The 25,757-nt window shown below is 68.7% G+C and carries 26 protein-coding genes; 14 read left to right on the forward strand and 12 right to left on the reverse strand.

Features of this window, described 5'->3' with window-relative positions:
- Positions 1-4: 4 nt before the first annotated feature.
- Complete coding sequence (locus tag FZ029_RS03785; RefSeq protein ID WP_149268067.1) at positions 5-688, reverse strand: OmpA family protein; 684 nt, start codon at positions 686-688, stop codon at positions 5-7.
- Positions 689-741: 53 nt separating this feature from the next.
- Here FZ029_RS03785 and FZ029_RS03790 point away from each other — a divergent pair, with 53 nt between their 5' ends.
- The 3 genes from FZ029_RS03790 (at position 742) to FZ029_RS03800 (ending at position 2,955) form a co-directional block, all read left to right on the forward strand.
- Positions 742-1,779 carry a DctP family TRAP transporter solute-binding subunit gene (locus FZ029_RS03790; protein ID WP_149268068.1) on the forward strand — a complete coding sequence of 346 codons (1,038 nt, stop codon included), beginning with the start codon at positions 742-744 and terminating at the stop codon, positions 1,777-1,779.
- A 145-nt stretch (positions 1,780-1,924) separates the two neighbouring features.
- Positions 1,925-2,464, forward strand: a complete 540-nt coding sequence (locus FZ029_RS03795; protein ID WP_149268069.1) for a hypothetical protein — start codon at positions 1,925-1,927, stop codon at positions 2,462-2,464.
- The gene (locus FZ029_RS03800; RefSeq protein ID WP_149268070.1) at positions 2,461-2,955 is read left to right on the forward strand and encodes a hypothetical protein; all 495 of its coding nucleotides are present in this window, start codon (positions 2,461-2,463) and stop codon (positions 2,953-2,955) included. Before FZ029_RS03795 ends, FZ029_RS03800 begins: the two co-directional genes overlap by 4 nt.
- Before the next feature lie 216 nt (positions 2,956-3,171).
- Here the strand turns inward: FZ029_RS03800 and acs are convergent, their stop codons facing one another.
- Positions 3,172-5,112: an acetate--CoA ligase gene (acs, locus tag FZ029_RS03805; protein WP_149268071.1), complete on the reverse strand. Its 1,941-nt coding sequence runs from the start codon at positions 5,110-5,112 to the stop codon at positions 3,172-3,174.
- A 388-nt stretch (positions 5,113-5,500) separates the two neighbouring features.
- Here acs and FZ029_RS03810 point away from each other — a divergent pair, with 388 nt between their 5' ends.
- Positions 5,501-5,725 carry a hypothetical protein gene (locus FZ029_RS03810; RefSeq protein ID WP_149268072.1) on the forward strand — a complete coding sequence of 75 codons (225 nt, stop codon included), beginning with the start codon at positions 5,501-5,503 and terminating at the stop codon, positions 5,723-5,725.
- A gap of 158 nt (positions 5,726-5,883) precedes the next feature.
- Here the strand turns inward: FZ029_RS03810 and FZ029_RS03815 are convergent, their stop codons facing one another.
- The 4 genes from FZ029_RS03815 to FZ029_RS03830 all read right to left on the reverse strand — a co-directional run bounded on the left by FZ029_RS03815 (position 5,884) and on the right by FZ029_RS03830 (position 7,934).
- Entirely contained in the window at positions 5,884-6,303 is a 420-nt protein-coding gene (locus FZ029_RS03815; protein ID WP_109443178.1) for an EVE domain-containing protein, read from the reverse strand.
- Positions 6,304-6,320: 17 nt separating this feature from the next.
- A complete protein-coding gene (locus FZ029_RS03820; RefSeq protein ID WP_149268073.1) occupies positions 6,321-6,605 on the reverse strand; it encodes a YciI family protein in 285 nt (94 codons plus the stop codon).
- Positions 6,606-6,679: 74 nt separating this feature from the next.
- Positions 6,680-7,309: a 3'-5' exonuclease gene (locus tag FZ029_RS03825; protein ID WP_149197957.1), complete on the reverse strand. Its 630-nt coding sequence runs from the start codon at positions 7,307-7,309 to the stop codon at positions 6,680-6,682.
- A 22-nt stretch (positions 7,310-7,331) separates the two neighbouring features.
- The gene (locus FZ029_RS03830) at positions 7,332-7,934 is read right to left on the reverse strand and encodes an NUDIX hydrolase (RefSeq protein ID WP_149268074.1); all 603 of its coding nucleotides are present in this window, start codon (positions 7,932-7,934) and stop codon (positions 7,332-7,334) included.
- A 260-nt stretch (positions 7,935-8,194) separates the two neighbouring features.
- On the opposite strand from FZ029_RS03830, the gene FZ029_RS03835 reads away from it, so the two are divergent.
- Entirely contained in the window at positions 8,195-9,235 is a 1,041-nt protein-coding gene (locus FZ029_RS03835; RefSeq protein WP_149268075.1) for a class I SAM-dependent methyltransferase, read from the forward strand.
- 13 nt (positions 9,236-9,248) lie between these two features.
- Here FZ029_RS03835 and lepB read toward each other — a convergent pair whose 3' ends face one another.
- The gene (lepB, locus tag FZ029_RS03840) at positions 9,249-9,986 is read right to left on the reverse strand and encodes a signal peptidase I (protein ID WP_149268076.1); all 738 of its coding nucleotides are present in this window, start codon (positions 9,984-9,986) and stop codon (positions 9,249-9,251) included.
- A gap of 386 nt (positions 9,987-10,372) precedes the next feature.
- Here lepB and acnA point away from each other — a divergent pair, with 386 nt between their 5' ends.
- From acnA to FZ029_RS03855, 3 genes are all read left to right on the forward strand, one after another.
- Entirely contained in the window at positions 10,373-13,060 is a 2,688-nt protein-coding gene (gene acnA / locus FZ029_RS03845; protein WP_149268077.1) for an aconitate hydratase AcnA, read from the forward strand.
- Between the two features lie 253 nt (positions 13,061-13,313).
- Entirely contained in the window at positions 13,314-13,535 is a 222-nt protein-coding gene (locus FZ029_RS03850) for a hypothetical protein (protein ID WP_149268078.1), read from the forward strand.
- On the forward strand, positions 13,532-14,017 hold the full coding sequence (locus FZ029_RS03855) for a hypothetical protein (protein WP_149268079.1): 486 nt from the start codon (positions 13,532-13,534) through the stop codon (positions 14,015-14,017). The genes FZ029_RS03850 and FZ029_RS03855 overlap by 4 nt, the downstream gene beginning before the upstream one ends.
- A gap of 24 nt (positions 14,018-14,041) precedes the next feature.
- On the opposite strand, the gene FZ029_RS03860 is transcribed toward FZ029_RS03855, so the two are convergent.
- Positions 14,042-17,218: a PAS domain-containing protein gene (locus FZ029_RS03860; protein WP_149268080.1), complete on the reverse strand. Its 3,177-nt coding sequence runs from the start codon at positions 17,216-17,218 to the stop codon at positions 14,042-14,044.
- Between the two features lie 363 nt (positions 17,219-17,581).
- Here FZ029_RS03860 and FZ029_RS03865 point away from each other — a divergent pair, with 363 nt between their 5' ends.
- Both FZ029_RS03865 and FZ029_RS03870 read left to right on the forward strand, forming a co-directional pair.
- Positions 17,582-18,631 carry an amidoligase family protein gene (locus FZ029_RS03865; protein ID WP_149268081.1) on the forward strand — a complete coding sequence of 350 codons (1,050 nt, stop codon included), beginning with the start codon at positions 17,582-17,584 and terminating at the stop codon, positions 18,629-18,631.
- 10 nt (positions 18,632-18,641) lie between these two features.
- Positions 18,642-19,385 (forward strand): gamma-glutamyl-gamma-aminobutyrate hydrolase family protein, encoded by a 744-nt coding sequence (locus tag FZ029_RS03870; protein ID WP_149268082.1) that lies wholly within the window; start codon positions 18,642-18,644, stop codon positions 19,383-19,385.
- A gap of 141 nt (positions 19,386-19,526) precedes the next feature.
- Here FZ029_RS03870 and FZ029_RS03875 read toward each other — a convergent pair whose 3' ends face one another.
- A complete protein-coding gene (locus FZ029_RS03875) occupies positions 19,527-19,943 on the reverse strand; it encodes a hypothetical protein (RefSeq protein WP_149268083.1) in 417 nt (138 codons plus the stop codon).
- Positions 19,944-20,254: 311 nt separating this feature from the next.
- Here FZ029_RS03875 and FZ029_RS03880 point away from each other — a divergent pair, with 311 nt between their 5' ends.
- Positions 20,255-21,886 (forward strand): phospholipase D-like domain-containing protein, encoded by a 1,632-nt coding sequence (locus FZ029_RS03880; RefSeq protein WP_149268084.1) that lies wholly within the window; start codon positions 20,255-20,257, stop codon positions 21,884-21,886.
- Between the two features lie 45 nt (positions 21,887-21,931).
- On the opposite strand, the gene FZ029_RS03885 is transcribed toward FZ029_RS03880, so the two are convergent.
- The 3 genes from FZ029_RS03885 to FZ029_RS03895 all read right to left on the reverse strand — a co-directional run bounded on the left by FZ029_RS03885 (position 21,932) and on the right by FZ029_RS03895 (position 24,092).
- Positions 21,932-22,702 carry an OmpA family protein gene (locus tag FZ029_RS03885; protein ID WP_149268085.1) on the reverse strand — a complete coding sequence of 257 codons (771 nt, stop codon included), beginning with the start codon at positions 22,700-22,702 and terminating at the stop codon, positions 21,932-21,934.
- Positions 22,699-23,289: a DUF4398 domain-containing protein gene (locus FZ029_RS03890; RefSeq protein ID WP_149268086.1), complete on the reverse strand. Its 591-nt coding sequence runs from the start codon at positions 23,287-23,289 to the stop codon at positions 22,699-22,701. The genes FZ029_RS03885 and FZ029_RS03890 overlap by 4 nt, the downstream gene beginning before the upstream one ends.
- Before the next feature lie 152 nt (positions 23,290-23,441).
- The gene (locus FZ029_RS03895; RefSeq protein WP_149268087.1) at positions 23,442-24,092 is read right to left on the reverse strand and encodes a DedA family protein; all 651 of its coding nucleotides are present in this window, start codon (positions 24,090-24,092) and stop codon (positions 23,442-23,444) included.
- Between the two features lie 151 nt (positions 24,093-24,243).
- Between FZ029_RS03895 and FZ029_RS03900 the strand changes: the two genes are divergently transcribed.
- From FZ029_RS03900 to FZ029_RS03910, 3 genes are all read left to right on the forward strand, one after another.
- The gene (locus tag FZ029_RS03900; RefSeq protein WP_149268088.1) at positions 24,244-24,915 is read left to right on the forward strand and encodes an NnrU family protein; all 672 of its coding nucleotides are present in this window, start codon (positions 24,244-24,246) and stop codon (positions 24,913-24,915) included.
- Positions 24,916-25,011: 96 nt separating this feature from the next.
- Complete coding sequence (locus FZ029_RS03905; protein WP_149197942.1) at positions 25,012-25,446, forward strand: CBS domain-containing protein; 435 nt, start codon at positions 25,012-25,014, stop codon at positions 25,444-25,446.
- A gap of 31 nt (positions 25,447-25,477) precedes the next feature.
- Positions 25,478-25,744, forward strand: coding sequence for a DUF2934 domain-containing protein (locus FZ029_RS03910; RefSeq protein WP_149268089.1), 267 nt, complete (start codon positions 25,478-25,480; stop codon positions 25,742-25,744).
- The last annotated feature ends 13 nt before the right edge of the window (positions 25,745-25,757 follow it).

A 25,757-nucleotide genomic window follows, 5' to 3' on the forward strand; every position in this document is an offset into this window, starting at 1 on the left:
ATTTTCAGCCGCCCAGATTGACGATCTCCACCCGCCGGTTGGCCGCCGCCTTGGGCTGATCGGGCAGGAGCAGCTCCCGCGCGCCCATGCCCGACGCCTCCAGCCGGTCGCGGCGGATCTGGTGCTTGGATACCAGATACTCGACCACCGCCGCCGCCCGCTTCTTGGACAGGGCGAGGTTCGCCGCGTCGCCGCCGACGGCGTCGGTGTGGCCGACGATGCGGAAGCGGGTGTTGCCGGCCGCCGCCATCACCGTTGCTACCTTGTCGAGGATCGTCCGCGATTCCGGGCGGATGCGGGCGGAATTGAAATCGAACTCCACCCGGAAGGCGGCGCGCAGCTCCGGCGCCGGCATCGCCGCCGGTCCCGGCAGGGGCGGCACCGTCACCGGCGCCGGCCGCCCGGTCGGAGGTGAAGCCGGGGGAGTGGCCGGCGGCGGCACGGCCGGCCTCTGCATCGCCACCGGCGGGCAATTGGGGCCGGTGGTGCCGAGCAGCGCCGCCTCGATCTCGCATTCGCTGGGATTCGGCCCCATCGGCATCGCCGGATTTTGCAACCCCTGGGCGCCTGTCGCGACCGGCAGGACCAGCCAGACGCAAGCACCGAGCATCAGGCCCAGCCGCATGGCCGCATTGTTCGGACCGCGGACGGTCGTGTCAAATTGCTCGTGGAACAGTCCTGCGTGCATCTGTACGATCCCGCTCCGTATCTTTCGTATAGGGCGCTTGGGAGGAAACAAGTATGAAATCGCTGAAGGCTCTGCTCGCCGGCATCGCGCTGGCCGCGCTGACGGTTCCGGCCTTGGTTGCCGGTGCGGCGAACGCTGCCGACTACAAGGCGGAGTACAAGCTTTCCACCGTTCTGGGCAAGCCCTTCCCCTGGGGCGTCGGCGGCGACCGCTGGGCCGAGCTGGTCAAGGAGAAGACCGGCGGCCGCATCAACATCAAGATGTATCCCGGCACCTCGCTGGTGAACGGCGACCAGACCAAGGAATTCACCGCGCTCCGCCAGGGCACCATCGACATGGCGGTCGGTTCCACCATCAACTGGTCGCCGCAGGTGAAGGAGCTGAACCTCTTCTCCCTGCCCTTCCTGATGCCCGACCACAAGGCGCTCGACGCCCTGACCCAGGGCGAGGTGGGCAAGACGCTGTTCGACCTGCTCGCCACCAAGGACGTCGTGCCGCTGGCCTGGGGTGAGAACGGCTTCCGCGAGATCTCCAATTCCAAGCACCCGATCCGCACGCCGGCCGACCTGAAGGGGATGAAGATCCGCGTTGTCGGCTCGCCGCTCTATCTCGACACCTTCACCGCGCTGGGCGCCAACCCGACGCAGATGAGCTGGGCCGACGCGCAGCCGGCGCTGTCCACCGGCGCGGTCGACGGGCAGGAGAACCCGCTGGCAATCTTCGTCGCCGCCAAGCTCGCCACGCTGGGGCAGAAGAACCTGACCCTGTGGGGCTATGTCGCCGACCCGCTGATCTTCGTCGTCAACAAGGAAGTCTGGGCCAGCTGGTCGAAGGAAGACCAGGAGGCGGTGCGCGCCGCCGCCGTGCAGGCCGCGGCGGAAGAGGTCGCGATCTCCCGCAAGGGCATCACCGCCGAGGACGACAGCCTGCTGAAGGAGATCACCGCCCAGGGCGTCGAGGTGGTGCGCCTGACGCCGGACGAGCAGAAGGCCTTCCAGACCGCCACCCAGCCGGTCTTCGACAAGTGGACCAAGCAGATCGGCCCCGATCTGGTGAAGGCGGCGCAATCCGCCATCGCCGCGCGGAAGTGATCCTCACCTTCGCCGGTGCAAGGAATGACGGCGCCCTTCGGGGCGCCGTTTTTCATGGCCGCTAAGCACTTGCTTGTGATGCGTACCCGCGCGGATTGCGCTACAACTCCCTCAACTAGCCGGATGGTTTGCGGAGCGGGCGCCTATGACGTCGGAGATGCTGCTGGCGCTGTTCTGCATCGGCGCCACCCTGCTGTTCCTGGGCATCCGCCGTGCCTTGATCCTGCGGGCCGACCAGCAGATCCGCCGTTGCGGCGCCACCCTGACCGCCGAACGCGATGCACTGGAAAGCAAGGCCAACGAGCTTGAGGCCATGCAGGCCGAGATCGGGGCGATGAAGGCGAAGCTGGTCGAGCTATCGACCGAAAAGCTGATCCTCAACCGTCGCGGCGGCAAGCGCGCCGACACCGCGCGCCACTTCATCCACGAGATCGGCCGGCATGAGCCGGGACGCAACCGCTTCGTCTTCCGGCTGGCGATGGCGCCCGGCTTCACCGCACGCCCCGATGCCAAGGCGGTGGTCCATCCCGCCATCTGGCGCTTCGAGAACGAGGCGCAGGTCTGGGCCGGCGATTTCGCCGCCGCCCAGATGCTGACCCGCAACATTTTCCACGACGGGGTGGGCGTGACCGTTTCCAGCGAGGGTGCGGACGAAGAGGCAGTTGCCGGAGCCGTCGCGCCATGACCATCGTCTGGCTGCTGGGCGCGGTCACCAGCCTTGGCGTCGGCATGCTAGGCGAACGGATCCTCGGCATCCGCGCCCGCCGCCAGTCGGAGAAACTGGCCGCCCTGAGGGAACGGCTGGACGTCTACGCCAACTATGCCAAGCTCGCCGCCGTCCGCCGGGTGGAGGCGGAAGAGATGCTGGCCGGCCTGCGCCGCGAGGTGGCGGAGGTCGAGGGCGAGATCCTGTCCCTGCAGTCCGCCGTGACCGCCGATTCCGCCCTGGCGCCGATGGAGTTCCATTGCGTCGACCGCGTCGCCCGCTCCGCCGGTCCACTGTGGTATGTCGCGGTGGAGGCGCTGGACGCCGCCGCCCCTTGGACGGGCGTGCGAACCTATGCCGTCGCCGCCGAGAGTGCGGAGGACGCGCGGAAACGGATCGCCGAACGCCACCCCTCCCCCACCTCCTTCTCCATCTCCCCTGCCGCCCCGCTGGTGCTGCCGGAGGGCTGAGGGCGTTCGCGGTTTGGGGAGTGGTTGGCTGGCGATTGCCCCCTCCCCAGCCCTCGCCCGCTAACGCGAAAGAGGGAGTTAAGCGCGAGAGCGGCGGAATTCCCTCTCCCACCGAAGGTGGGGGAGGGTTAGGGAGGGGGCAAAAAGCCAACACCTCCAATAGAAAAAGGGGCGCCCCAACCGGAGCGCCCCCTCTTCCCATCAAGCTACCGCCGATCAGCCGTTGTTCATGCGGTTGTCGATCAGGTCGGTCACGACACCCGGATCGGCCAGCGTCGAGGTGTCGCCCAGGCTGTCATGCTCGTTCGCGGCGATCTTGCGCAGGATGCGGCGCATGATCTTGCCCGAACGGGTCTTCGGCAGGCCGGGGGCCCACTGGATCAGGTCGGGCGAGGCGATCGGGCCGATCTCCTTGCGGACCCAGTTCACCAGCTCCTTGCGCAGTTCTTCCGTCGGGGTCTCGCCGGCGTTCAGGGTGACGTAGGCATAGATGCCCTGGCCCTTCAGGTCGTGCGGATAGCCGACGACCGCGGCCTCGGCGACCTTCGGATGGGCGACCAGCGCGCTTTCGACCTCGGCGGTGCCCATGCGGTGGCCGGACACGTTGATGACGTCGTCGACGCGGCCGGTGATCCAGTAATAGCCGTCGGCATCGCGGCGGCAGCCGTCACCGGTGAAGTACTTGCCCGGGAAGGTCGAGAAGTAGGTCTGGACGAAGCGCTCGTGGTCGCCGTAGACCGTGCGCATCATGCCCGGCCACGCATCGGCGATGCAGAGGTTGCCCTCGGTCTCGCCTTCCAGGATCTGGCCTTCGTTGTCGACGACGACCGGCTGGACGCCGAAGAAGGGCTTGGTCGCCGAGCCCGGCTTCTGGCCGATGGCGCCGACCAGCGGGGTGATCAGGATGCCGCCGGTCTCGGTCTGCCACCAGGTGTCGACGATCGGGCAGCGGGCGTCGCCGACCACATTGTAGTACCACAGCCACGCTTCCGGATTGATCGGCTCGCCGACCGAACCCAGCACGCGCAGGCTGGCGCGCGAGGTCTTCTTGACCGGGCCCTCACCCTCGCGCATCAGCGAGCGGATGGCGGTCGGCGCGGTGTAGAAGATGTTGACCTTGTGCTTGTCGATGACCTGCCAGAAGCGCGAGACGTCCGGATAGGTCGGCACGCCTTCGAACATCAGCGTGGTGGCGCCGTTGGCGAGCGGACCATAGACGATGTAGCTGTGGCCGGTGACCCAACCCACGTCGGCCGTGCACCAGTAGACCTCGCCGTCCTTGTAGTCGAAGACATACTGGTGGGTCATCGACGCATAGACGAGATAGCCGCCGGTGGTGTGCAGCACGCCCTTCGGCTTGCCGGTCGACCCGGAGGTGTAGAGGATGAACAGGGGATCCTCGGCGCTCATCTCTTCTGGCGGGCAGTCGGCCGAGACGCTCTCCATCTCCTCGTGGTACCAGAGGTCGCGGCCCTCGGTCCAGGCGACGTCGCCACCGGTGTGCTTGACGACCAGCACATGCTTGACCATCGGCGCGCCGGCCACGGCCTTGTCGGCGTTGGCCTTCAGCGGCACCTTGCGGCCACCGCGCAGGCCCTCGTCCGACGTGATGACGAAGTGGCTGTCGCAGTCGACGATGCGGTCCTTCAGGCTGTCGGGCGAGAAGCCGCCGAAGACGATGGAGTGGATGGCGCCGATGCGGGTGCAGGCCAGCATCGCATAGGCGGCCTCCGGGATCATCGGCAGGTAGATGGTGACGCGGTCGCCCTTCTTGACGCCGTTCTTCTTCAGGACGTTGGCGAGACGGCTGACCTTCTCGTGCAGTTCCTTATAGGTGATGGCCTTGGAAACGCCGGGGTCGTCGCCTTCGAACAGGATCGCGGTCTGGTCGCCGCGGGTCGCCAGGTGACGGTCGATGCAGTTGGCGGAAACGTTCAGCGTGCCGTCGTGGAACCAGCGGATGTGGACGTCGTCGTTGAAGTTGACGTCCTTCACCTTGCTGTAGGGCTTGATCCAGTCGAGCCGCTTGCCCTGCTCGCCCCAGAACGCCTCGGGGTCCTTGACCGACTGCTCGTACATGCGGGCATAGGCTTCCGCGTTCACGTGGGCGGTCGCCGCGATCTCGGGCTTCACCGGAAAGAAGCTGTTGTCGGTCATGAGTGCGATTCCCCCGTTGCTTCCGAATTGGCCGGAAGATGTTGCAGGGCGGCGGGCCGCCGCCCGGAATTGAGCGGCATTATCCACACAAGTTGCGGGACGAACAAGCAAATCGGCCCCCGCAGGCCCCCCGACCAAAGGAGGATTGTGTCGCTGATTTTGCAGCGCGAGACTGTTTCTTCCTCAAGCATACCAAGGCACGCAGGTTCCGGCACCGTTCGGACCGGAAACAGGGGGGACCGGGTGCCGCGACCATCCGCCGCGCCGCGGTGCAGCATGCGCCATGTCCGCGCCCTAACGAACGATCCCTTGCTTAACCCGACCTTAACCGACTGACAGCTATAGAGTTGCTGCATCACGGTAACGATCATCGGCGGCAAGGATCGCAATGGCCAGCACCACCAACGCGGACGATCTTCCCGAAGCGGGCGACACCGCCGGCCGCCTGACCGGTCTGGCCGACCGCACCAGCATGACGGCCATCGACGCCACGCTGCGCGCCCTGGGCGCGCCCCTCACCGCCACCTCCGCCGCCGGCATGGCCGACGTCGCCCGGCGCATGCTGCAGGCCACCACCGACTTCCGCGCGGCGATGCAGGACGCGGCTGAGTAGCAGTTGTTTCGATTGAGTGGGGAGCGTGTCGGCGTTTGCCCCCTCCCCGACCCTCCCCCGCTAAGGCGGGAGAGGGTGCCTTCTGCGAAGCGGCGGTAGTCCCCTCCACCGCCAAAGGCGGGGGAGGGTTAGGGAGGGGGCATGCGGCAGCACCCCCCTCAAGCCGGCACACCCACCCCCGCCAGATCGCACACCCGCGCCCACTCATCATCGCTGACCGGGCAGACCGACAGGCGGGACTGGCGGACCAGGGCCATCGACTGCAGCAGCGGGTCGGCCTTGATCTGCTTCAGCGTGACGGGCGTCTTCACCGGCATCACCGGGGCCACGTCGACCATGCCGAAGCGGCCGGACTCGTCGCTGGGGTCCGGGTAATAGGTGCGGACGATCTCGACGATGCCGACGATCTCCAGCCCTTCGTTGGAGTGATAGAAGAAGGCGCGGTCGCCCACCTCCATCGCCTTCAGATTGTTGGACGCCTGGTAATTGCGCACCCCGTCCCAATGGGTCCGGCCGTCGGCGACCATGCGGTCCCAGGAATATTTGAACGGCTCGGATTTCACCAGCCAATAGGCCATCGCCGGCGCTCTCCCGCTCAGGCCTTGGGATAGACGCGGCGCCAGGGCCGGATCGCCACGCTGTCGAACAGGCCGGCCTTGGCATAGGGGTCGCCGGAGGCGAAGTCCTGTGCCGCGGCGGCATCGGCACACTCGACGATCAACAGGCTGCCGACCATGCCGCTCTGGTCGTCCGACAGCAGCGGGCCGGCGACGAAGATGCGGTCGGCGTTGGCCTCCAGATAGGCAAGATGCTCGGCACGGTTGGCGGCGCGGATATCGGCGGCACCCGCCTTGTCGACGCAATGGAACATGAACAGCATGCGGCTCGCTCCTTCATACGGTGGAGCGGGAGCCTAGCGCAGGGGCCAGCCGCGGGGAAGCCTCGGCTGAATCGTCACACCACGACGCGCGGACGCCGTGGCGGCGCCTTGCCACCCTTGCACGGTGAATAGCCGCCGGGGGCGATGCGGCCCGGATTGATCCCGGTGCGGGAAATCTCGCCAAAGCCGCGCAGCCCCATTTCCGCCGCGGCGGCCAGCGCGATGCGGCCGCAGGCCTCGGCGTCGCTGCCGGCATGATGGTGGTCCAGCGCGATGCCCAGGAAGTCGGCCAGATGGTTGAGCCGGTGCGCCGTCAGCGTCGGCCAGGCACGCCGCGCCATCACGACGGTGCAGAGATAGTCGCAGGCCGGCCAGTCCAGACCGTAATCGGTCAGGGTGTGGCGCAGCACGCTGATGTCGAAGGCGGCGTTGTGGGCCAGGATCAGCCGGCCCTGCACCCGTTCGCGCAAGGTCGCCCACACCTCCGGGAATTCGGGGGCGTCGGCCACGTCCTCTTCCCGGATGCCGTGGATGGCGCTGTTGAAGGAGTTGAAGCGCAGCTCGCGCGGGCGGATCAGATGCTCCTCCGTCCTGGTCACGCGACCGTCCTCGATCCAGGCGACGCCGATTGAGCAGGCGCTGGTGCGGGTCTCGTTGGCGGTTTCGAAATCGATGGCGACGGCGTGGCCGGAAACGACGGTCATTGAGATCCGATGAGCAAGCAGGTCACAGGCGCAGAATGCTTGCGAGATCTTCGGGCAGCCCGTCTTCCGCCGCCAGAACCCGCAGCTTCAGCAGGCTGGCGACCGCCATGGCGTCGGTGATGGCACCGTCCAGCACCATGTCGATCACATCGGCGAAAGGCAGGCGGCGCACCGCCAGAACCTCGGTCTCGTCGGGAGCGGACTCGCCCTGCTCCAGGCTCCAGGCGACGAAAGTATAAGCCACCTCGTCGGTGATGCAGTTGGACAGGTGCAGCTTCATCAGCGGCATCCAGCGCCGCGCCGTCAGGCCGGTCTCCTCGCGCAGTTCGCGCGCCGCGGATTCCTGCGGCTCCAACCCCTTGCGCCCGCCGCCTTCGGGGATTTCCCAGCTGTATTGCTTCAACGGGAAGCGGTACTGGCCGACCAGCGTCACCGTGCCGTCGTCATGGATCGGCACGACGCCGGTGGCGATGCTGCGGGGGTGGACGACACCGTAGATGCCCGGGGCGCCTTTCGGGGTCAGAACCTTGTGTTCGACCACCTCCATCCAGGCGTTCTCGTATTTCGTCGTGCTGGTCAGCACGGTCCACGGATTGCCGGTGGACTCACCGGTTTCGATCGGCACGCGAAGCCCCCTTCGTCGGTTGCGACCGGAGTATAGTGAGGCAGCACCTCTGCCGCAATGCCCGCACTCAGCAGGCTCACAGACAAAAACCTGTAAAATTTTCGAACAATTGAGAAAAACAAAGTCGAAATCGTTAAATATTGGTTTCTTGACAGACAAATCGGTCACACCTACTTCTAAATCACAGCGCCGAATGTCTATGTCATGCCTCAGAAGGGTTGGTATGGTAGGGCGCCCGTTGACCTGGAAAGGACAGATGCGTGGTTCCGCAGATCAGTCCGCAGGATTTGGAGCGGTGGCGTAACCCCGACTGGCGCATCCGTTTGGCCGCCTGGTGGGAGGGTTATGACCTGTCCCGCCTGCCCCGCGTCTCGCACCGGGCTGACCTGCGTAACTTGGCGGAGCTGCGCCAGCCCGGACCGGTGGATGCGGTCGGTACCGCCACCCTGCCCGCGGCATCGTCCGACCCGCCAACGGCCGGCGGCAATCCGGAACTGGACCGGCTGGCGCTGATGCAGCTCGACCGTCACGGCGAACCCGTCTGGTCGCCGGCGCGCAGCGAGGGAGCGCAGCTTCTGTGGGGCCAGGACATGACCGGGCCGGAAGAGGCGGCGTGGATGGTCGACTCCGTCCGCTCCTTCGGGCTGAACCCGGCCAAGAGCGTGCTGGATCTGTCGGCCGGCCTCGGCGGCACCGCCCGCGCGCTGGTGGAGAGCTGCGACACCTGGGTGACCGGGCTGGAGCCGTCGCCGCTGCTGGCGAAGCTGGCGATGGACCGGTCGAAGGCGCTGGGCCTGTCGAAGAAGGCGCCCATCGCCCATTACGACCCGGAGCATTTCAACCAGGCCGGCAGCTTCGACCTCGTGATGGCCGACCGCATCGTCCACCGGCTGCGCGACAAGGAGCTGTTCCTCGACCGCGTCGGCGACTGCGTGAAGCCCAAGGGCGGCATCGCCCTGTTCGATTACGTGATCGACGGCACCCCCGGTTCCTGGGACGCCTGGAACGGCTGGCGGGAGGAGGAGCCGATGGAGGTCTATCCCTGGACCGCCACCCGCATGGCCGACGAGCTGACCCAGCGCAACCTCGACCTCCGCATTTCGGAGGATCTGACCCAGCTGCACCGCCGCCACATCATCGACCGCGTGCGGACGCTGGCCGACACGCTGGCAAACGCCGTCCCCCCGCCGGCACCGGTGCTGGCGGCACTGAAGCGGGAGCTTGCGCTGTGGTGGGCGCGGCTGCGGGTGCTGGGCAGCGGCCTGCGCTTCGTCCGCTACGTGGCGATGAAGCCGGCGTGATAGGCCGCGACCGTCATCGGATCAGCCCGATGCGGTCGAGCCGCAGGGCGGCCGGCCAGCGGGTCGGTTCGTCCAATGCCGAAGGATCGACGGAAAAATGCCGCAGATCGGCCCGTCCGACGAGGTTTTCGGCGGGGACGAAGCCGACGCCGCCGGCCGACGCCGCCACCCGGCTGTCCAGCGAATTGCTGCGGTTGTCGCCCAGCATGAAATAATGGCCGTCCGGCACCCGCAGCGGCGGGGTGTCGTCAAGACCATCGCGCCCGGCCGCATGCAGAACCCGGTGTGCCGGCCCACCCGGCAGATGCTCCACAAATTGCGGAATGGTCCGGCGCCCGCCGTCGGCCGCCGTCTCGACGAAATCCTCCACCCGCTCCAGCGCCGCCGGCTGGCCGTTCACATACAGAACGCCGCCCCGCATCTGCACGACATCGCCCGGCAGCCCGACCAGCCGCTTCACATAGGTCTGCGCCGGGTCGCGCGGCAAGCGGAACACCACGATGTCGCCGCGCTCCGGCGCATGGCCCAGCACCCGCCCGGCGATCGGAAACGCATCGAGCGGGAAGGAGTAGCGGCTGTATCCGTAGGGGAATTTGCTGGCCAACAGGAAGTCGCCGACCTCCAGCGTCGGCTCCATCGATCCCGACGGGACGTGGAAGGGCTGCGCCACCACCGAACGGGCGCCGAGGGCGACCAGTCCCGCGACCGCCACCGTGCGGATCGTATCCCAAAGACCACCCTTGCCCTGCATCGCCTGCCCCCCTGTCCGTACCGGCTCACGCGCAGCAGACTAGACCGGCAACGAAATCGCTGAAAGGCATATTCAATTCCGGATAGCCTAAAACTTTGTAATGTATAGACCACCGCGCCGTAACCGTTTCCAATACCGAAGCGCATATCAAGTCTCGGCCCCTGGGCAGGACTGCCTCCTTTGTCTTGCGGCGGGGGTCATGTGGCGCGTTGATAGACCGGCCTTGCGCCCTACATCTTGGCTGTATGGCGCGTCCTGTCCGGCGGCCTTCCAGTCCATCCGACGAGAAGCATCTTCACAGGCATCGTTCCAGGTGCCCGCCCGAACCAAAAGCCACGATCCGGACGGCCGGATCCAAAAGCCACAGAAGCCAAGGAGTCTTTCCCGTGACCACCTTCACCGGCCAAGATTCGCTCAAGACCCGCCGCTCCCTTACCGCCGGCAGCAAGAGCTACGACTATTTCAGCCTGAAGGCCGCCGAGGAGGCGGGTCTCGGCGATCTGTCGCGGCTGCCGTTCTCGATGAAGGTGCTGCTGGAAAACCTGCTGCGGTTCGAGGACGGGCGCACCGTCTCCGTCGACGACGTGAAGGCGGTGGCCCAATGGCTGGTCGACAAGCGGTCCGACCGTGAAATCGCCTATCGCCCGGCGCGCGTGCTGATGCAGGACTTCACCGGCGTGCCCGCGGTCTGCGATCTGGCGGCGATGCGCGAGGCGATGGCGTCGCTGGGCGGCGACCCGACGAGGATCAACCCGCTGGTACCGGTCGATCTCGTCATCGACCATTCGGTGATGGTCGACTATTTCGGCGGCGCCGACGCCTTCCAGAAGAACGTCGACCTGGAGTTCGAGCGCAACCTGGAACGCTACGCCTTCCTGCGCTGGGGCCAGAAGGCCTTCGACAATTTCCGCGTCGTGCCGCCGGGCACCGGCATCTGCCATCAGGTCAACACCGAATACCTGTCGCAGGTGGTGTGGACCGACGCCGACCCGTCGGGCAAGCCGGTGGCCTATCCCGACACGCTGGTCGGCACCGACAGCCACACCACCATGGTCAACGGCCTGTCCGTCCTTGGCTGGGGCGTCGGCGGCATCGAGGCGGAGGCCGCGATGCTGGGCCAGCCGATCTCCATGCTGATCCCGGAGGTCGTCGGCTTCAAGCTGACCGGCCGGATGAAGGAGGGCATGACCGCCACCGACCTCGTGCTGACCGTCACCCAGATGCTGCGCAAGAAGGGCGTGGTCGGCAAGTTCGTGGAGTTCTTCGGGCCGGGTCTGGACAGCATGACGCTGCCCGACCGCGCCACCATCGGCAACATGGCGCCGGAATATGGCGCCACCTGCGGTATCTTCCCGATCGATGCCGAGACCATCCGCTACCTGACCTTCACCGGCCGCGACCCCGACCGCGTGGCGCTGGTCGAGGCCTATGCCAAGGCCCAGGGCATGTGGCGCGAGCCGGGCAGCCCCGATCCGGTCTTCACCGAGGTGCTGGAACTGGACATGGCGACGGTGGAGCCGTCGCTGGCCGGCCCCAAGCGTCCGCAGGACCGCGTCGCCCTGTCGGGCATCGCCCAGGGCTTCGCCAAGGACATGATCGACGCCTACAAGGCCGACGATCCGAACAAGGCGGTTCCGGTCCAGGGCGCCGACTACAGCCTGGAACAGGGGGCCGTCGTCATCGCCGCCATCACCTCCTGCACCAACACCTCCAACCCGGCGGTGCTGGTCGCCGCCGGCCTGCTGGCCAAGAAGGCGGTGGAAAAGGGGCTGAAGCAGAAGCCGTGGGTCAAGACCTCGCTGGCACCGGGATCGCAGGTGGTCACCGATTATCTCGCCAAGGCCGGGCTGCAGCCTTACCTCGACCGCATCGGCTTCAACATCGTCGGTTATGGCTGCACCACCTGCATCGGCAATTCCGGCCCGCTGCCGGAGCCGATCGCCGCGGCGGTGGAGGAGGGCAACCTCGTGGTCGGCGCCGTGCTGTCGGGCAACCGCAACTTCGAAGGCCGCGTCAACCCGCACACCCGCGCCAACTATCTGGCCTCGCCGCCGCTCTGCGTCGCCTATGCGCTGGCCGGCAACCTGAACATCGACCTGACCAAGGAGCCTCTCGGCACCGGCACCGACGGCCCGGTCTATCTGAAGGACATCTGGCCGAGCAACCGCGAGGTGCAGGACGCCATCGACGCCTCGCTGACCGCCGAGATGTTCCGCAGCCGCTATTCCGACGTGTTCAAGGGTCCGGAACAGTGGCAGGCCATCGCCACGGCGGAAGGCCAGACCTACCAGTGGCAGGAAGGCTCCACCTACGTGAAGCTGCCGCCCTTCTTCACCGGCCTGACCAAGACGCCGGACCCGGTGTCGGACGTGCGCGGCGCGCGGGCGCTGGCGGTGCTGGGCGATTCGATCACCACCGACCACATCTCCCCCGCCGGCTCGATCAAGAAAACCAGTCCGGCCGGCGAGTATCTGCTGAGCTATCAGGTGCGGCCCAGCGACTTCAACAGCTACGGCGCCCGCCGCGGCAACCATGAAGTCATGATGCGCGGCACCTTCGCCAACATCCGCATCCGCAACGAGCTGATCCCCGGCGTGGAAGGCGGCGAGACCAAGCACTACCCGTCGGGCGAGCGGCTGCCGATCTACACCGCCGCCATGCGCTACGCCGACGAGGGCGTGCCGCTGGTGGTGGTCGCCGGCAAGGAATACGGCACGGGGTCGAGCCGCGACTGGGCGGCGAAGGGCACCCGCCTGCTGGGCATCCGCGCGGTGATCGCCGAGAGCTTCGAGCGCATCCACCGCTCCAATCTCGTCGGGATGGGCATCCTTCCCCTGCAGTTCAAGGACGGCGTCACCCGCGCCGACCTGAAGCTGGACGGATCGGAGACCTTCGACATCGCCGGCATCGAACAGGACCTGCGCCCGCGCAAGGACGTCACGCTGACCCTGACCCGCGCCAGCGGCACGGTGGAGACCTACCCGCTCCTGCTGCGCATCGATACGCTGGACGAGGTCGAGTATTACAGGAACGGCGGCGTGCTGAACTTCGTGCTGCGGAATCTGGCGAAGTAAGGCTGTGCGCCGATAAACTGCCGGCTGGGAACAGCTTTCCCGGCCGGCAGCCCGGAGACAGCTGGCTCCGACACCGGAGCGTGTGGTGCGGAAGCGCCACTCTCTCGAAAGAAGCGCTTGACCCTAGGCGACCGTTGCCCTACCCCATCGGATAGGTAGGTAGCTAGGAACCTACCTGTGTGTACAAGCCCTCGAACCCGGCCTTCGGATCCGCGCTATGCGCGAACCGGGGCGAACAACATGGGTTAGCGCCATGCCAAACCTTCAGGACGTCGTCGACAATCCCGAACTCCTTCAGGAGTCGATCAGGACGATGATGAGCCTGCGTGGCAGCCGCGGCGAGGTCTGCCTGAACCACGGCATCCGCACCTCGGAAGAACTGGATGCGCTGGTCCGCCGCTCGCTGGAGCGGAACGCGTCCGACGACGTCGACGTCGCGGCCTTCCGCCGGCTGTTGGGTATCGAACAGGAATGAGCGGCGGCGCCGGTGCGGCGGCATCCGCTCCCCCGATCATTATTTCCGATAATATCCGACAGCAGATCTACACGGACTATGTCGGCTTCCTGATCGAGGCGTGCCGCGTCTTCCGGCTGCCCCTGTCCTGCGTCGAGTACAGCCAGCAGGAGCTCGCCCTCGCCATCGACGAGGCGGAAATCGACGTGCAGGCGATGCAGGCGCGCCGCTCCCGTACCCACGGCATTTCACCCGGCAAGATCGCCGGGGTCCTGGCGTTCCGGCTCAGCCGCTTCAAGATCGTCCATTTTAAGGAAGCGGCCTGGGCGAACAGCCATTTCCATCTGGTGCAGGAATTGGCGGCCACTCTGCTGGTGCGCAAGCTGTTCATGCCCTGCCAAGTGCCCGCGAAGAACATCCTCGAACTCAGCTACCAGCTCTCCCGCCGCCACGCGAACCAGGAGACGGCGGGGCTGTTCTTCGACGCCTTCGCGGCGGGCTGACGTAACGATACATCCGCGCTCCCCTCACGCCGCCCCGGCGCTCGCCATCATCCGGCGCAGGTCGTTGGGGAAGACCGGCTTGTGCAGGATGCGGAAACCGCGGCGCTCGGCCTCCTCCTGGCGTTCGGTGCTGGTGTCGCCGGTCAGGATGATGCCGGGAATGGTCTGGCCCAGCATGGTCTGGACGGCGCTCACCGCCTCCGGACCGGTGCGCCCCTGCTGGAGCTGGTAGTCGGCCAGCACGATCTGCGGGCAGCGGCCGTCGGCGCGCAGCCGTTCCAGCGCCTGATCGCCCGACTTGGCGGTCAGCACGTCATAGCCCCAGCCTTCCAGGATCGCCTTGAGGCCGAGCAGGATGATCGCCTCGTCGTCGATCACCAGCACCATGCCCTTGGCCGCAGTAGCCCCGGTGGCCGCCGGGGCGGCGATCGTCGCCGCTCCCGCCTTCGCGGCCCCGCCGCCGCTCCGCCTGCCGCCGAAGGCGTTGGCGATGGCGCTGATCGCCTGCCCGCGGTCGTTGGCAGCGGAGTTGGCGGCGGAGTTGGCGGCGGCGTTGGTGGCCGCATCGTTGGCGACGGAGTGGCGCGCCAGCGTCGCCGCGGCGGCGGCGGTGCCGCCGGCCGGACGCGGCGTGCTCCGGGAGTTGGCCTTGGGAGTGCCAAGGATCACCCGCGGCAGCTCGACCGCGAAGGCCGAGCCCCGGCCCTCCCACGAGCGCACCGTCACCGGATGGCCGAGCAGGCGCGACAGGCGCTTGACGATCGCCAGACCGAGGCCGAGGCCGCGTTCGCTGCGCTCGCCCAGCTGGGTGAACTCCTCGAAGATGTCCTCCAGCCGGTCGGCGGGGATGCCGCTGCCGGTGTCCCACACCTCCACCCGCATGCCGGACGGCGTCCGGCGGCAGCCCAGCAGCACCTTGCCCTTGGTGGTGTAGCGCAGCGCGTTCTCGACCAGATTGCGCAGGATGCGTTCCAGATGGGCCGGATCGGTGCGGACCCAGGCGCGGGTCGGCACGGCGCGCAGTTCCAGCCCCTTCTGGGCGGCGCGTGGGCCGTATTCGGCGACCAGCCGGCCGAGCAGCTGGTTCAGCCGCACCTCGACCGGGGTGGCGACGATCTTGCCGGATTCCAGCCGCGACATGTCCAGCAGACCGTCCAGCAGGGTCTTCAGCGTGTCCAGCCCCTGGCGGATGTTGTCGAGGATCGGCAGGGCCGGATTGCCCTGCAGCCGGTCGCTCAGCGCCGCGGTGAAGAGGTAGAGCGACTGCACCGGCTGGCGCAGGTCGTGGCTGGCGGCGGCGAGGAACTTCGACTTGCCCTCGTTGGCCTGATCGGCCTCCTCCCGCGCGCGGCGCAGCTCGGCCTCGGCCTTCTTGCGGTCGGTGACCTCGACGGCGGCGCAGGTGACGCCCTCCACCCGGCCGGACGGGTCGCGCAGCGGATCGACGGTCAGGTCGAAGAAGCGGTCCTCGCCCTTGCTGCGGATGCGCACCTCTTCCCGCGCGCCGACACCGCTCTCCATCACCCGGCGCTTCAGCGCCATCATGCCATCGGCATCCTCGCCATGGTCGAACAGGTCGGCGTCGGTGCGGCCGATCAGCGCGTCGGGAGCGACGCCGAGCCACTCCGAATGTGCCCAGGTGTAGCGCAAATCCTGGTCCTGGTTGAACACCACCACGCCGGAATTGCGCAGGCCGGTACGCACGCGCTCCTCGGCGACGCGCAGCGCCTCCTCGGTGCGCTTGCGCTCGGTGATGTCGATGCCCGTCGCGATCAGGTGGGTGACATGGCCGTCGGCGTCGACCATCGGGGTCAGGTTGACGTCCACCGTCATTTCGCGCTGGGCCGTCTCCCGCGATGCCGTCTCCCTCCCCGGTGCCAGCCGCAGCCCGGCGTCGAAGCGGGAGGAGCGCCCGCCCGCCCCCAGAGCCAGCGCCTGCCGCAGCCGCTCGCGCCCGGCCTCGTCGAAGGACAGCCAGCAGATCTCGTCGAAGGGACGGCCAATGATGCGCGCGGCCGGCAGCCCGGCGGCATCGGCCGCGACGCGGTTGACCTGGGCCACCGCCCCGTCCGGCGTCAGCACGCCGACGAAGGCCGGCAGCGCGTCCAGCACGGCGCGGATGTGGCCCTCCGACTGGCGCAGCGCGGCTTCCCGCGCTTCCAGCCGGTCGGCCATCATGTCGAAGGCGTGGCCGAGCTGTCCGATCTCCGACGAGCGGTCGGACAGCTTGACGCGGGTGGCGGTCTTGCCCTCGCTCCAGTCGCGGGCAGCCGAGACCAGCGCGTCGACCGGGCGGCGGATGAACAGGGTGCCGCCGATCCAGGCGGCGGCGGCAGCGACCAGGAAGCCTGACAGGGTCATCAGCAGCCCGTCGCGGGTGGCGCGGTCCACCACGCCCATGGCGGCGCCACGGTCGACGCCGACGCTGATGAACAGGTCGCGGATGCCTGCGGACGGCGGGGAGTAGGCCAGGATGCGCGACACGCCGTCCAGTCCAGGCCGCGTGGCCACGCCGGTCTCCCTTTCCGACAGCAGCGTCAGATAGCTGTCGGGCAGCCGTTCGCCGGCGCGGCCAAGGGTGCCCGGCAGCTTCACCAGGACGGTGCCGGACCGGTCGGCGACGGTCAGGGTCGTGTTCTCCGGCATCGGACGGGCGGCGAACATGGCGGCCAGCCGCGACACGTCCAGCGACAGCGCGACCACCCCGGCCCGCCGGCCTTCGGCATCGGCGTAAGGAGCCGCGACCGGCAATTCACCGCCGGCGTCGCCGGAGTGGGTGATCGTCCATTCGCCGACGGAAAAGCGCCCCTGGCCTATCGCCCGGCGGAAATGCGGCTGGGCGGCCAGCGAGGCGCCGATGCGCGACGGGTCGGCGCTGCACAGGATGCGGCCTTCGGCGTCGGTGATCGACAGGGTCCGGTAATCGGCGGAGCGCGCGGCCAGCCGTTCCAGATAGGACTGGCAGTTTTCGATCTCGCCCCGGCGCAGGAACCGCGTCTCGGTCACAGCGGTGACCATCAGGCGGGCGCTGTCGATGATGCGGAAATGCTCGCTTTCCACCTGACGCAGGAGCCGCTCCGCCTGGAGCGTAACATCGGCTTCGCGCTCCGCCCGCTGTTCGAGCACGCTGTAGATCTGGATCCCGATCGCCGGAAGCACCGCAAGCAGGACCAGGATGAAGAGGCGTGCCAGAAGGGTCATGGCGTAGACGAGGCTCCTCCGCGAAGCCGACCGGATGGAACACAGATGCGCCACCGTGCCGCGTGTCTATCGCTAACGCACTTATGGTTAAGCGCCGGTTAATTTAGAGAACTGCGGCACAGCATAAACGGAAGGACATGAACGAAAGTCGGAAGATTTTCTCTAAAGTGCCGGTAATCGAGCGGCATTAATATCTAAACTCCAAACATACCACCATCGGATGGTTATCGTCGAAAGGGGTATGCCCGCTCCACCGCCTTGATTCATCCCCTGCGCGATGATCAACAACTTTCCCCATCGCCGGATTTGCGCCAAGGTTCCGGTCAGGGAACAGCGTGCGGAATACGCTGTTGATGGCTTGCAATGACCACACCCTTCCTCCTCCCCCCGCTCCGCACCACTCCCCAGGGCACGCCGCGCCGCGTGGGGGTGGAACTTGAATTCGCCGACCTGGACGCGCCGTCGGCCGCGGCCTGCGTGCACAGGCTGTTCGGCGGAACGGTCGCCGTCGAGAACCCGCACCGATGTCTGGTGACGGGCACCCGGCTCGGCGACTTCACGGTGGAGCTGGACATGCGCTCCGCCCACAGCGGCAAGGGGGGAGCGGCGATGCTGGACCCGTTGCGTCCGCTGTGGGGCAACATCGGCAGCCTTGTAATGCCCTTCGAGATCGCCGCACCGCCGGTGACGGTGGAGCAGATGCCGGAGCTGGAAGAGATGGTCGCCCGCCTGCGCGCGCTGGGCGCCGCCGGGACGGAGGCCAGCCCGCTCTTCGCCTTCGGCCTGCATTTCAATCCGGAAGTGGCGCGGACCGACGCCGATTACCTGCTGGACAGCTTGAAGGCCTTCCTGCTGCTGGCCCCCTGGCTGCGGCGGGAGATCCGCGTCGACGTCACCCGGCGGCTGTCGGGCTTCATCGCCGCCTTCCCGACGCCCTATGCCGCCAAGGTGGTGGATCCCGCCTACCGTCCCGATCTCGGCGGGCTGATCGACGATTATCTGGCCGACAACCCGACCCGCAACCGCGAGCTTGACCTGTTCCCGCTGTTCGCCCATCTCGACCGCGACCGGCTGGCCGCGGCGATGCAGGACCCCCATATCCGCCCGCGTCCGACCTTCCATTACCGGCTGCCCAACGCGCGGCTGAGCGACCCCGGCTGGTCGCTCGCCGCCGACTGGAACCGCTGGGTGACGGTGGAGCGGCTGGCCGCCGACCGCGCCCTGCTGGACGGTCTCGGCACCGACTACCGCCGGGCGGCCGAGGCGCAGCAGCTGGACGGCTGGGCCGAGCGCGTCGACGCCCTGCTCGCCGCCGATCCGACCCTGCGCAATTCGACGCCGGGTGGAGCCGCCGGCCAGGACGGCGCCGTGGACGACTCCGCCCGGGACGACTCCGCCCGTCAGGCGGACTGAGGGGATCGCCATGGCATCCATCGTCGGCAGGTCCCGGCCGCTGGTCGGCATCACCGCCTCGATCCATGGCAGCCGCATCGCCGCCATGGCCAACCGGCTGGCCCTGTGGCGGGCCGGTGCCTCGTCGGTCCGCATCACGGCCGAGTCACCCTTTCCCATCGACCGGCTGGACGCGCTGGTGGTCGGCGGCGGCGACGACATCGACGCCTCGCTCTATGGCGAATCCGCCCGCCCGCAAATCCGCATCGATCCCGAACGCGACCGGCTGGAGATGCGGGCGCTGGACTGCGCCGCGAAGATCGCGCTGCCGGTGCTGGGCATCTGCCGCGGTTCGCAGATGATCAACGTCCACCGCGGCGGCTCGCTCCACATCGACATCCACGAAGTGTACGAGGAAGCGCCGCACATGCGCACCGTGTTGCCGCGCAAGCGCATCCGGATCGAGCCGGACAGCCGGCTCTACCGCATCCTCGGCATCGCCGAATGCCGGGTGAACGCCCTGCACCACCAGTCGGTGGACCGTGTCGGCGACGGGATGCGCGTCGTCGCCCGCGAGCGGGCCGGCATCGTCCAGGGCATCGAGGCGCCGAACGAGCCCTTCCTGATCGGCGTGCAATGGCATCCGGAATATCTGGTCGCCGACAACCGCCAGCAGGCGCTGTTCCGCCATCTGGTCGCCACCGCCGCCGGCACCGCTCCGCTGGACGATTTCGCGGAGGCTCCGCCCCGCCGTTCGGTTCGCGCCCCCGGCTGACGGCGCGCGGCTGACGGCGCGCCTGCGTCGCATCACCCTTCCCGGCGCCCTGCCCGGGCATTCGCCGGCGTCCAAAACGACGCGGGCGCCGCCGGAGGGATGGCTCCGGGGCGCCCGCGGTGACTGCCGCGATGGGGAAGGTTACTGGCTGCCGCCCTGGTCCGGGCCGCAGTTCGGGGTGCCCGGCGGGCAGTGGGTGCCGGTGGCGGTCTGGTTGTCGCGCGGGACGGTGCTGCCGGTGTTGTTGCCCATGCCCGACGGCGCGGTGGTCACGCCCGGCATCGAAGAACCCGAGCCGTTGCTGTAGGTGCCGGACGAACCGGACGTGCCCGGCATGTCCACACCACCGGTCGAGGAACCGGCCGACGGCGAGGTGGTGGCGCCCGGCGCGGTGCGGACGACGCCATCCGGGCCGGTGTAGCCGCTGCTGCTCGGAGCGGTGTCGTAGGCGCCGCCGCTCTTGACGGTGCCGGGGCTCTCTGACTGAGCCGTCTGGGCCATGGCCGGTGCGGCCATCAGGAGAACCGCAGAAACGGCGCCGATCATCAGGTTACGCATCCTCGAACTCCTTCATGGTGGCAACGCCTCGCATTCGGGCGTCTTCCGAAATGAGGCTAACGTCGCGCCTTGAGCCGCTTCGCGACTTCCGGCATGTGCCTCGCGTCTTTCACCGGTTTAGAACAGGACAGCACGAACTTGGTTTCGGTCTTCGCCTGTTCTTTTTTGGGAAACCTGCGGCAAAGGCGTACCGCACCGGTCTCCTTCGGCGAGATACGGAAGCCCAGCCGGCCATGCGGGAACAACGCGCCTGCACCGGGGTTCAAGCCGCGAGGCGGACGGTCCGCCGCCCATATTCCCGACGTGCCCCGATGAAGCTCAACCCCTCCGCCATTCCCGCCATCGCCGCCGAGCCCGGACCAACACGGCCGGCAACCGGCCCGGTACTCCGCCCCGGCCTTACCTGCTGGCGGACCGAGCGGGCCGGGCGGGTGGCGGTGCTGGTCGACGGCGCCGACTATTTCGTCGCGGCCCGCGCCGCGATGGAGCGGGCGCGGCAGTCGATCCTGCTGGTCGGCTGGGACATCGACCCGCGCATGCGCCTCGATCCCGACAGCCGGGAGACGCTGGGCCGCTTCCTCGCCCGGCTGATGCGCAGGAACGCCGGCCTGCATGTGCGGGCGCTGAAATGGGACATGCCCTTTCCCATAGCGCTGGACCACCCGCACGAACCGCTGGAACGGCTGGACCGCAGCACCGGCCGCCGGCTGACAGCCCGGCTGGACGGCGAGTTGCCGGTCGGCGCCGCCCAGCACCAGAAGCTGCTGGTGATCGACGACGCGCTGGCCTTTTGCGGCGGGATCGACTTCTCCTTCGACCGCTGGGACACGTCCGAGCATCGCGACGACGACCCGCGCCGCCGCTGTCCGAACGGCGAGCCCTATGGCCCGCGCCACGACGTGATGATGATGGTCGACGGCGATGCCGCCCGCGCGCTCGGCGAACTGGCGCGGGAGCGCTGGCGCAGCGCCACCGGCGAGACGCTGGAGCCCTGTCCTCCCCCCGATCCGGACTCCTCCGATCAAGATCCCTGGCCGGACTGCCCCCTGCCCGACTGCACCCACCCGATCCTCACCGACGCGCAGGTCGGCGTGTCGCGCACCGTGCCGGCGACCGCCGAGCGACCGGCGATCCGCGAGAGCGAGGCCCTGACCTTCGCCGCCATCGCCGCGGCGGAGCGGACGATCTATCTGGAAAACCAGTATTTCGCCTCAGCCCGCGTCGCCGAGGCGCTGGCCCGCCGCTTGGCCGAACCCGACGGGCCGGAGGTGGTGCTGGTGGTGTCGATGGAAAGCCCGAGCTGGTTCGACCGCATGGCGATGGACACGCCGCGCTCGGTTGCCTTGCGCTGCCTGCGCGAGGCCGACCGCTTCGGCCGGTTGCGTGCCCTGACCCCGGTGACGGAAAAAGGCCAGCCGGTGATCGTCCATTCCAAGGTGGTGGCGGTCGACGGCCGGCTGCTGCGCATCGGTTCGTCCAACCTGAACAACCGGTCGATGGGCTACGACACCGAATGCGACCTGACCATCGAGGCGCCGCGGGAGGATGGACCGGAGCGGGACCGGGCGGAGGTCGCCATCGAGGGCGTGCGCAATCGCCTGCTGGCCGAACATATGGGCATCGGGCAGGACCGGCTGGAGGCGGAGATCGGGAAGACCGGCAGCGTGGTGGCCGCCATCGACCGGCTGTGCCGGCCGTCCGGCCGCCGGCTGGCGGATTTGCCGGCCAGCGATCCCAGCCTGACCGAACAGGCCTTCGCCGCCCTGCGCATCGCCGACCCGGACGACCCGGACGAGGCCTGGGCGCCGTGGAAGCGCCTGCCCTCGCCGCCGCGCTCCGCCCTGCGGGCCGGCGCCGCGGCATTGCTGACGGCCGGGCTGGCTGCCGGGGCCTGGGGTGTCTTCCGGGCCATGCATGCAAAAAAGCACCCCCCGCACGACTGACGCCTGCGCGGGGGGCGGGGACCTGAAGGGTGACGCGCTGAGCCCTTACCGCGTCTCCGCGACCCTGCCGTCGTCGGAGATGACGATCTCGACGCGGCGGTTTTGCTGGCGGCCGGCGTCGTTGCTGTTGCTGGCGACCGGCTGCGCCTCGCCCATGCCCTGGGTGACGATGCGCGACGGCGAGACGCCGCGGGCGGTCAGCGCGTCGCGGACGGCGTTGGCGCGGGCCTCCGACAGGCGCAGGTTGGTGGCGTCGCTGCCGGTGTTGTCGGTGTGGCCCTCGATCCGGATGGTGCGGCCGGGCTGCGCCTGCAGGAAGCGGGCGAGCCGGTCGATGCGGTCATAGGCGCCGGGGGTCAGCTCCGCCCGGCCGGTGGCGAACAGGATGTCGCCCAGCGTCATGACCAGCCCGCGCTCGGTCCGCTGCGCCTGCAGGTCGCGCAGCTGCTGCTCAAGCTCCGTGTTGCGGGCCTGGAGACGGTAGGTGTCGGCGTTGGCGACCACGGTCTGGGCGCCCTTCACCCCGGCCGTCTCCTGGGCGATCTGCACCCGGCGGCTGGCGATGTAGGCCTGATGGTCGACCTCGGCGGCGTCGGCACCCTGGTCGCGCAGCGCCTCGGCCCGGCGCAGCGCCTGCTCGGCGTCGCGCAGCTGCAGGGGGGCGTTGCCGGCGACCTGCGGATTGGCGGCGGCGAGACTGTAGTCCTGGCGCGCCTGGGTCAGGGCGGCGCTGTCGGTCGGCTGGGTGGCGCAACCGGCGAGCCCGAGGCCCAGCCCGGCCAGCATGAGGATGGTGCGGGGAGCGAACGCGGTCATTGACGCACCTCCGGATAGCTGTAGCCCCAGCTGGTGCCGGTGCTGGTGCCGTCAATGGTGCCGAGGGAGCCGGCCGGCGCGGGCGGAACGGCAGGCGGAACTGCATTCGGAACGGTGGCCGGTGCCCCGTAGCTGGAGCCGCTCAGGTTGGAATCGCCGTAACCGGACGTGCCATAGCTCGACCCGCTGTAGACCGGCGCCGCGTTCGGCGCGGCAGCGGACTGCGGGGCGTTGGGAGTCGCGGACTTGCGGACTGCGGTGGCGGCCTGCTGCGTCACCGCGCGCTGCGCGGTCACCGCCGCCAGTTCGGCATCGACGCGGGCCTCCTCGGCCAGGCGGCGGGCACGGGTGCGTTCGTCGGCACGCATCGCCTTGTCGGCGGCGGCCAGCTTGTCGCGGGCGCTCTGCAGCGCCACCGGAGCATATTGCAGGGCGTTGGCGCGCTCGGCCTCCTGCACCGCCTGGGAAGCGGCGCCGAGCTGGGCGGTGGGCGGCGGCACGTCGGAAGCGCAGGCGGCCATGCCGAGCGCCGCCGACAGCACGGCGGCGGCTCGCCACCGGATCGTCATTGCGGATTTGCGGGTCATCGGATCGGTTCCTTTCGGATCGGGCTTCACGCCGGAAACCGGGGTCTGGCCGGAAGGCCATGTCCTTCTGGACAACGTCCTTTGGGGCCATGTCCTTTCGGGGATGTCTCGCGCCTCAAACGCGCAAGGCGGGGAGAAGGTTCCGCAGGCATTCAACCTCCGCCGCCTGGAAGCTCGCTGCGCGCCGCCCGGCGTTCCTCCCGACGGTTGTCACGGCGGTGGCGCACCAGCCGCAGCACATAGGTCCCCAGCAGGACGATGAACAGCACCAGAGTCGCCGGCACCATCCAGTCGGCGACCCAGGGGAAGCCCACCCGCACCAGATAGCCGGTGGCGGCCAGCACCAGCGACCACAGCGCCGCCCCGGCGGCGGCATAGAGCAGGAACACCCCCATCGGCAGCCCGCAGGCCCCGGCGGGAACGGAGATCAGCGTGCGCAGCCCCGGCAGCGGCTGGCACAGCAGCACGGCGAGGCCGCCGCGCCGGGCGAACCATTCGGTGGCGCGATGGACCTGCTCCGGCTTCACCGTCAGCCAATGGCCGTGGCGGCGCAGGAAGGCCTCGAACCGCTCGCGCCCCATCCAGTGCGCCGGCAGATACCACACCAGTTCCCCGACGGCGGATCCAGCCCCGGCGGCCAGCGCCACCAGCAGCAGGTTGAACTCCCCCGTCGCGGCGCCCATGCCGGCCAGCGGGATCACCGTCTCCGCCGGCACCGGCGGCAGCACGCGGGCCAGGATCAGCATCAGGAAGATGCCGAGATAGCCGAACTGCTGCACGATCTGGATGATCCACTCGGTCATGGTGTCCACAGGGGTCGGGGGTCCACAAGGGTCGGGGGATGAGCCGGTCTCCACCTGTGAACCGCGCGGGCCATGCGGGCGTTCCCCATTTCCCGTCTTCTTGACTCCAATCAAGGCGGGGGTCGTTCGTCCACGGTTTGGTGTCTCCATCATGACCGCATCCCTCACCCTCGCCGCCGCCCTGCTGTTCCTCAGCCATGCCCTGCCGTCCTGGCCGGGGGTGCGGCCCGCCCTGATCGCCCGGCTCGGCCGCGGCGGCTTCGCGACGATCCATTCCGTCGGCTCCCTGGTGACGCTGGCCCTGTTCGTGCTGGCCTACCGCGCCGCCGACGGCGGGGAAGTGGTGTTCACCCCCTTCGACTGGTCGGCGCCGCTGGTCGCCGTGGTGATGCCCATCGTCTTCCTGCTGCTGGTCGCCCGCGTCACCACCCGCTTCGGCAGCCAGAACGAGCCGAACCCGCCGCGCGGCGTCTACCGCCTGACCCGCGCGCCGGGCAGTCTGGCGCTGCTGCTGTGGGCGCTGGCCCATCTGAACGCCACCGGCGACGGGCGCCGCGTGCTGCTGTTCGGCACCATGGCGGCCATCGCCCTGTTCGCGCTGGTGAAGAACGAGATCGTGCTGCGCCGCAGCCCCGGCGGCCGCGCCTTCCGGGCGGAGACCTCGCTGCTGCCGCTGGCGGGGCCGCAGGGCTGGCGCGGGACCTTGCGCGGACTGGCGGAGATGGGACCGGCGCGGCTGGCCGGCGGGCTTGCCGCCTATGGGGGCATGCTGATGCTGCACCCCCTGCTCTTCGGGGTGGATCCACTCTACTGGATAGGTTGAGCGGGACGGCGGACCGGCGCATCTGTTGGGGACGGGACAGGAGTACCGCACCCCTCCGCCACCGTGCCCTCCGCCACTGTTCCAGGAAGCTCCCGCATGAAAATCCGCGAGATCATGACCCGCGACGTGCAGACGGTACGGCCCGACGACAGCATCCGCCGGGCCGCGCAATTGATGGACCAGTTGAACGTCGGCATCCTTCCCGTCTGCGACGGGCGGGATCTTGTCGGCGTGGTGACCGACCGCGACATCACCGTCCGGGCGATTTCCGCCGGGAAGCAGCCCGACCGCTGCAAGGTGTCGGAGGTGATGACCGCCAACCCGCGCTATTGCTACGAGGACGACCCGGTCGGCAGCGTGGCCGAACTGATGGCCGGGCAGCAGGTCCGGCGGGTGCCGGTGGTGGACCGCAACGACCGGCTGACCGGCATCGTCTCGCTGGGCGACCTTGCCACCGATGCCAAGAACGACCGTGTGGTTCAGGACGCGCTGGAACGGATTTCCTCCCCCTCCCAGCCGGACCGGACCTGACGGCCCCCTTCAGCAACTGGAGCCGACCATCATGGAACACAATCTGGGTCCCAACGACCCGCGGGTCCGTGAACGGGCCTATCAGCTTTGGGAACAGGAAGGGCGGCCCGACCACCGCCATCTCGACCATTGGGCGCAGGCCGTGCGCGAGATCGAGGAGGAGGACCGCCGCAACTCCGGCGGCCCCCATGTCAACAGCCCGGAAGCCGGGCTGGCGATCCCGGACGACGTCGCCGCCCGCAACCAGCGGGAAGCGGCGGCGCATCTGGGCCAGTCCTCGGTGCCGTCGGACAGCTGACGGCAGGTTATGA

Source organism: Azospirillum sp. Sh1 (genome assembly GCF_008365135.1).
Taxonomy (GTDB): domain Bacteria; phylum Pseudomonadota; class Alphaproteobacteria; order Azospirillales; family Azospirillaceae; genus Azospirillum; species Azospirillum oryzae.

Excerpts from the sequence above, each read along its gene's own strand:
- FZ029_RS03785 (WP_149268067.1), bottom strand. The coding sequence starts at position 688 with ATGCACGCAGGACTGTTCCACGAGCAATTTGACACGACCGTCCGCGGT.
- FZ029_RS03790 (WP_149268068.1), top strand. The coding sequence starts at position 742 with ATGAAATCGCTGAAGGCTCTGCTCGCCGGCATCGCGCTGGCCGCGCTG.
- FZ029_RS03795 (WP_149268069.1), top strand. The coding sequence starts at position 1,925 with ATGACGTCGGAGATGCTGCTGGCGCTGTTCTGCATCGGCGCCACCCTG.
- FZ029_RS03800 (WP_149268070.1), top strand. The coding sequence starts at position 2,461 with ATGACCATCGTCTGGCTGCTGGGCGCGGTCACCAGCCTTGGCGTCGGC.
- acs (WP_149268071.1), bottom strand. The coding sequence starts at position 5,112 with ATGACCGACAACAGCTTCTTTCCGGTGAAGCCCGAGATCGCGGCGACC.
- FZ029_RS03810 (WP_149268072.1), top strand. The coding sequence starts at position 5,501 with ATGGCCAGCACCACCAACGCGGACGATCTTCCCGAAGCGGGCGACACC.
- FZ029_RS03815 (WP_109443178.1), bottom strand. The coding sequence starts at position 6,303 with ATGGCCTATTGGCTGGTGAAATCCGAGCCGTTCAAATATTCCTGGGAC.
- FZ029_RS03820 (WP_149268073.1), bottom strand. The coding sequence starts at position 6,605 with ATGCTGTTCATGTTCCATTGCGTCGACAAGGCGGGTGCCGCCGATATC.
- FZ029_RS03825 (WP_149197957.1), bottom strand. The coding sequence starts at position 7,309 with ATGACCGTCGTTTCCGGCCACGCCGTCGCCATCGATTTCGAAACCGCC.
- lepB (WP_149268076.1), bottom strand. The coding sequence starts at position 9,986 with ATGCAGGGCAAGGGTGGTCTTTGGGATACGATCCGCACGGTGGCGGTC.
- FZ029_RS03850 (WP_149268078.1), top strand. The coding sequence starts at position 13,314 with ATGCCAAACCTTCAGGACGTCGTCGACAATCCCGAACTCCTTCAGGAG.
- FZ029_RS03855 (WP_149268079.1), top strand. The coding sequence starts at position 13,532 with ATGAGCGGCGGCGCCGGTGCGGCGGCATCCGCTCCCCCGATCATTATT.
- FZ029_RS03860 (WP_149268080.1), bottom strand. The coding sequence starts at position 17,218 with ATGACCCTTCTGGCACGCCTCTTCATCCTGGTCCTGCTTGCGGTGCTT.
- FZ029_RS03865 (WP_149268081.1), top strand. The coding sequence starts at position 17,582 with ATGACCACACCCTTCCTCCTCCCCCCGCTCCGCACCACTCCCCAGGGC.
- FZ029_RS03870 (WP_149268082.1), top strand. The coding sequence starts at position 18,642 with ATGGCATCCATCGTCGGCAGGTCCCGGCCGCTGGTCGGCATCACCGCC.
- FZ029_RS03875 (WP_149268083.1), bottom strand. The coding sequence starts at position 19,943 with ATGCGTAACCTGATGATCGGCGCCGTTTCTGCGGTTCTCCTGATGGCC.
- FZ029_RS03880 (WP_149268084.1), top strand. The coding sequence starts at position 20,255 with ATGAAGCTCAACCCCTCCGCCATTCCCGCCATCGCCGCCGAGCCCGGA.
- FZ029_RS03885 (WP_149268085.1), bottom strand. The coding sequence starts at position 22,702 with ATGACCGCGTTCGCTCCCCGCACCATCCTCATGCTGGCCGGGCTGGGC.
- FZ029_RS03890 (WP_149268086.1), bottom strand. The coding sequence starts at position 23,289 with ATGACCCGCAAATCCGCAATGACGATCCGGTGGCGAGCCGCCGCCGTG.
- FZ029_RS03895 (WP_149268087.1), bottom strand. The coding sequence starts at position 24,092 with ATGACCGAGTGGATCATCCAGATCGTGCAGCAGTTCGGCTATCTCGGC.
- FZ029_RS03900 (WP_149268088.1), top strand. The coding sequence starts at position 24,244 with ATGACCGCATCCCTCACCCTCGCCGCCGCCCTGCTGTTCCTCAGCCAT.
- FZ029_RS03905 (WP_149197942.1), top strand. The coding sequence starts at position 25,012 with ATGAAAATCCGCGAGATCATGACCCGCGACGTGCAGACGGTACGGCCC.
- FZ029_RS03910 (WP_149268089.1), top strand. The coding sequence starts at position 25,478 with ATGGAACACAATCTGGGTCCCAACGACCCGCGGGTCCGTGAACGGGCC.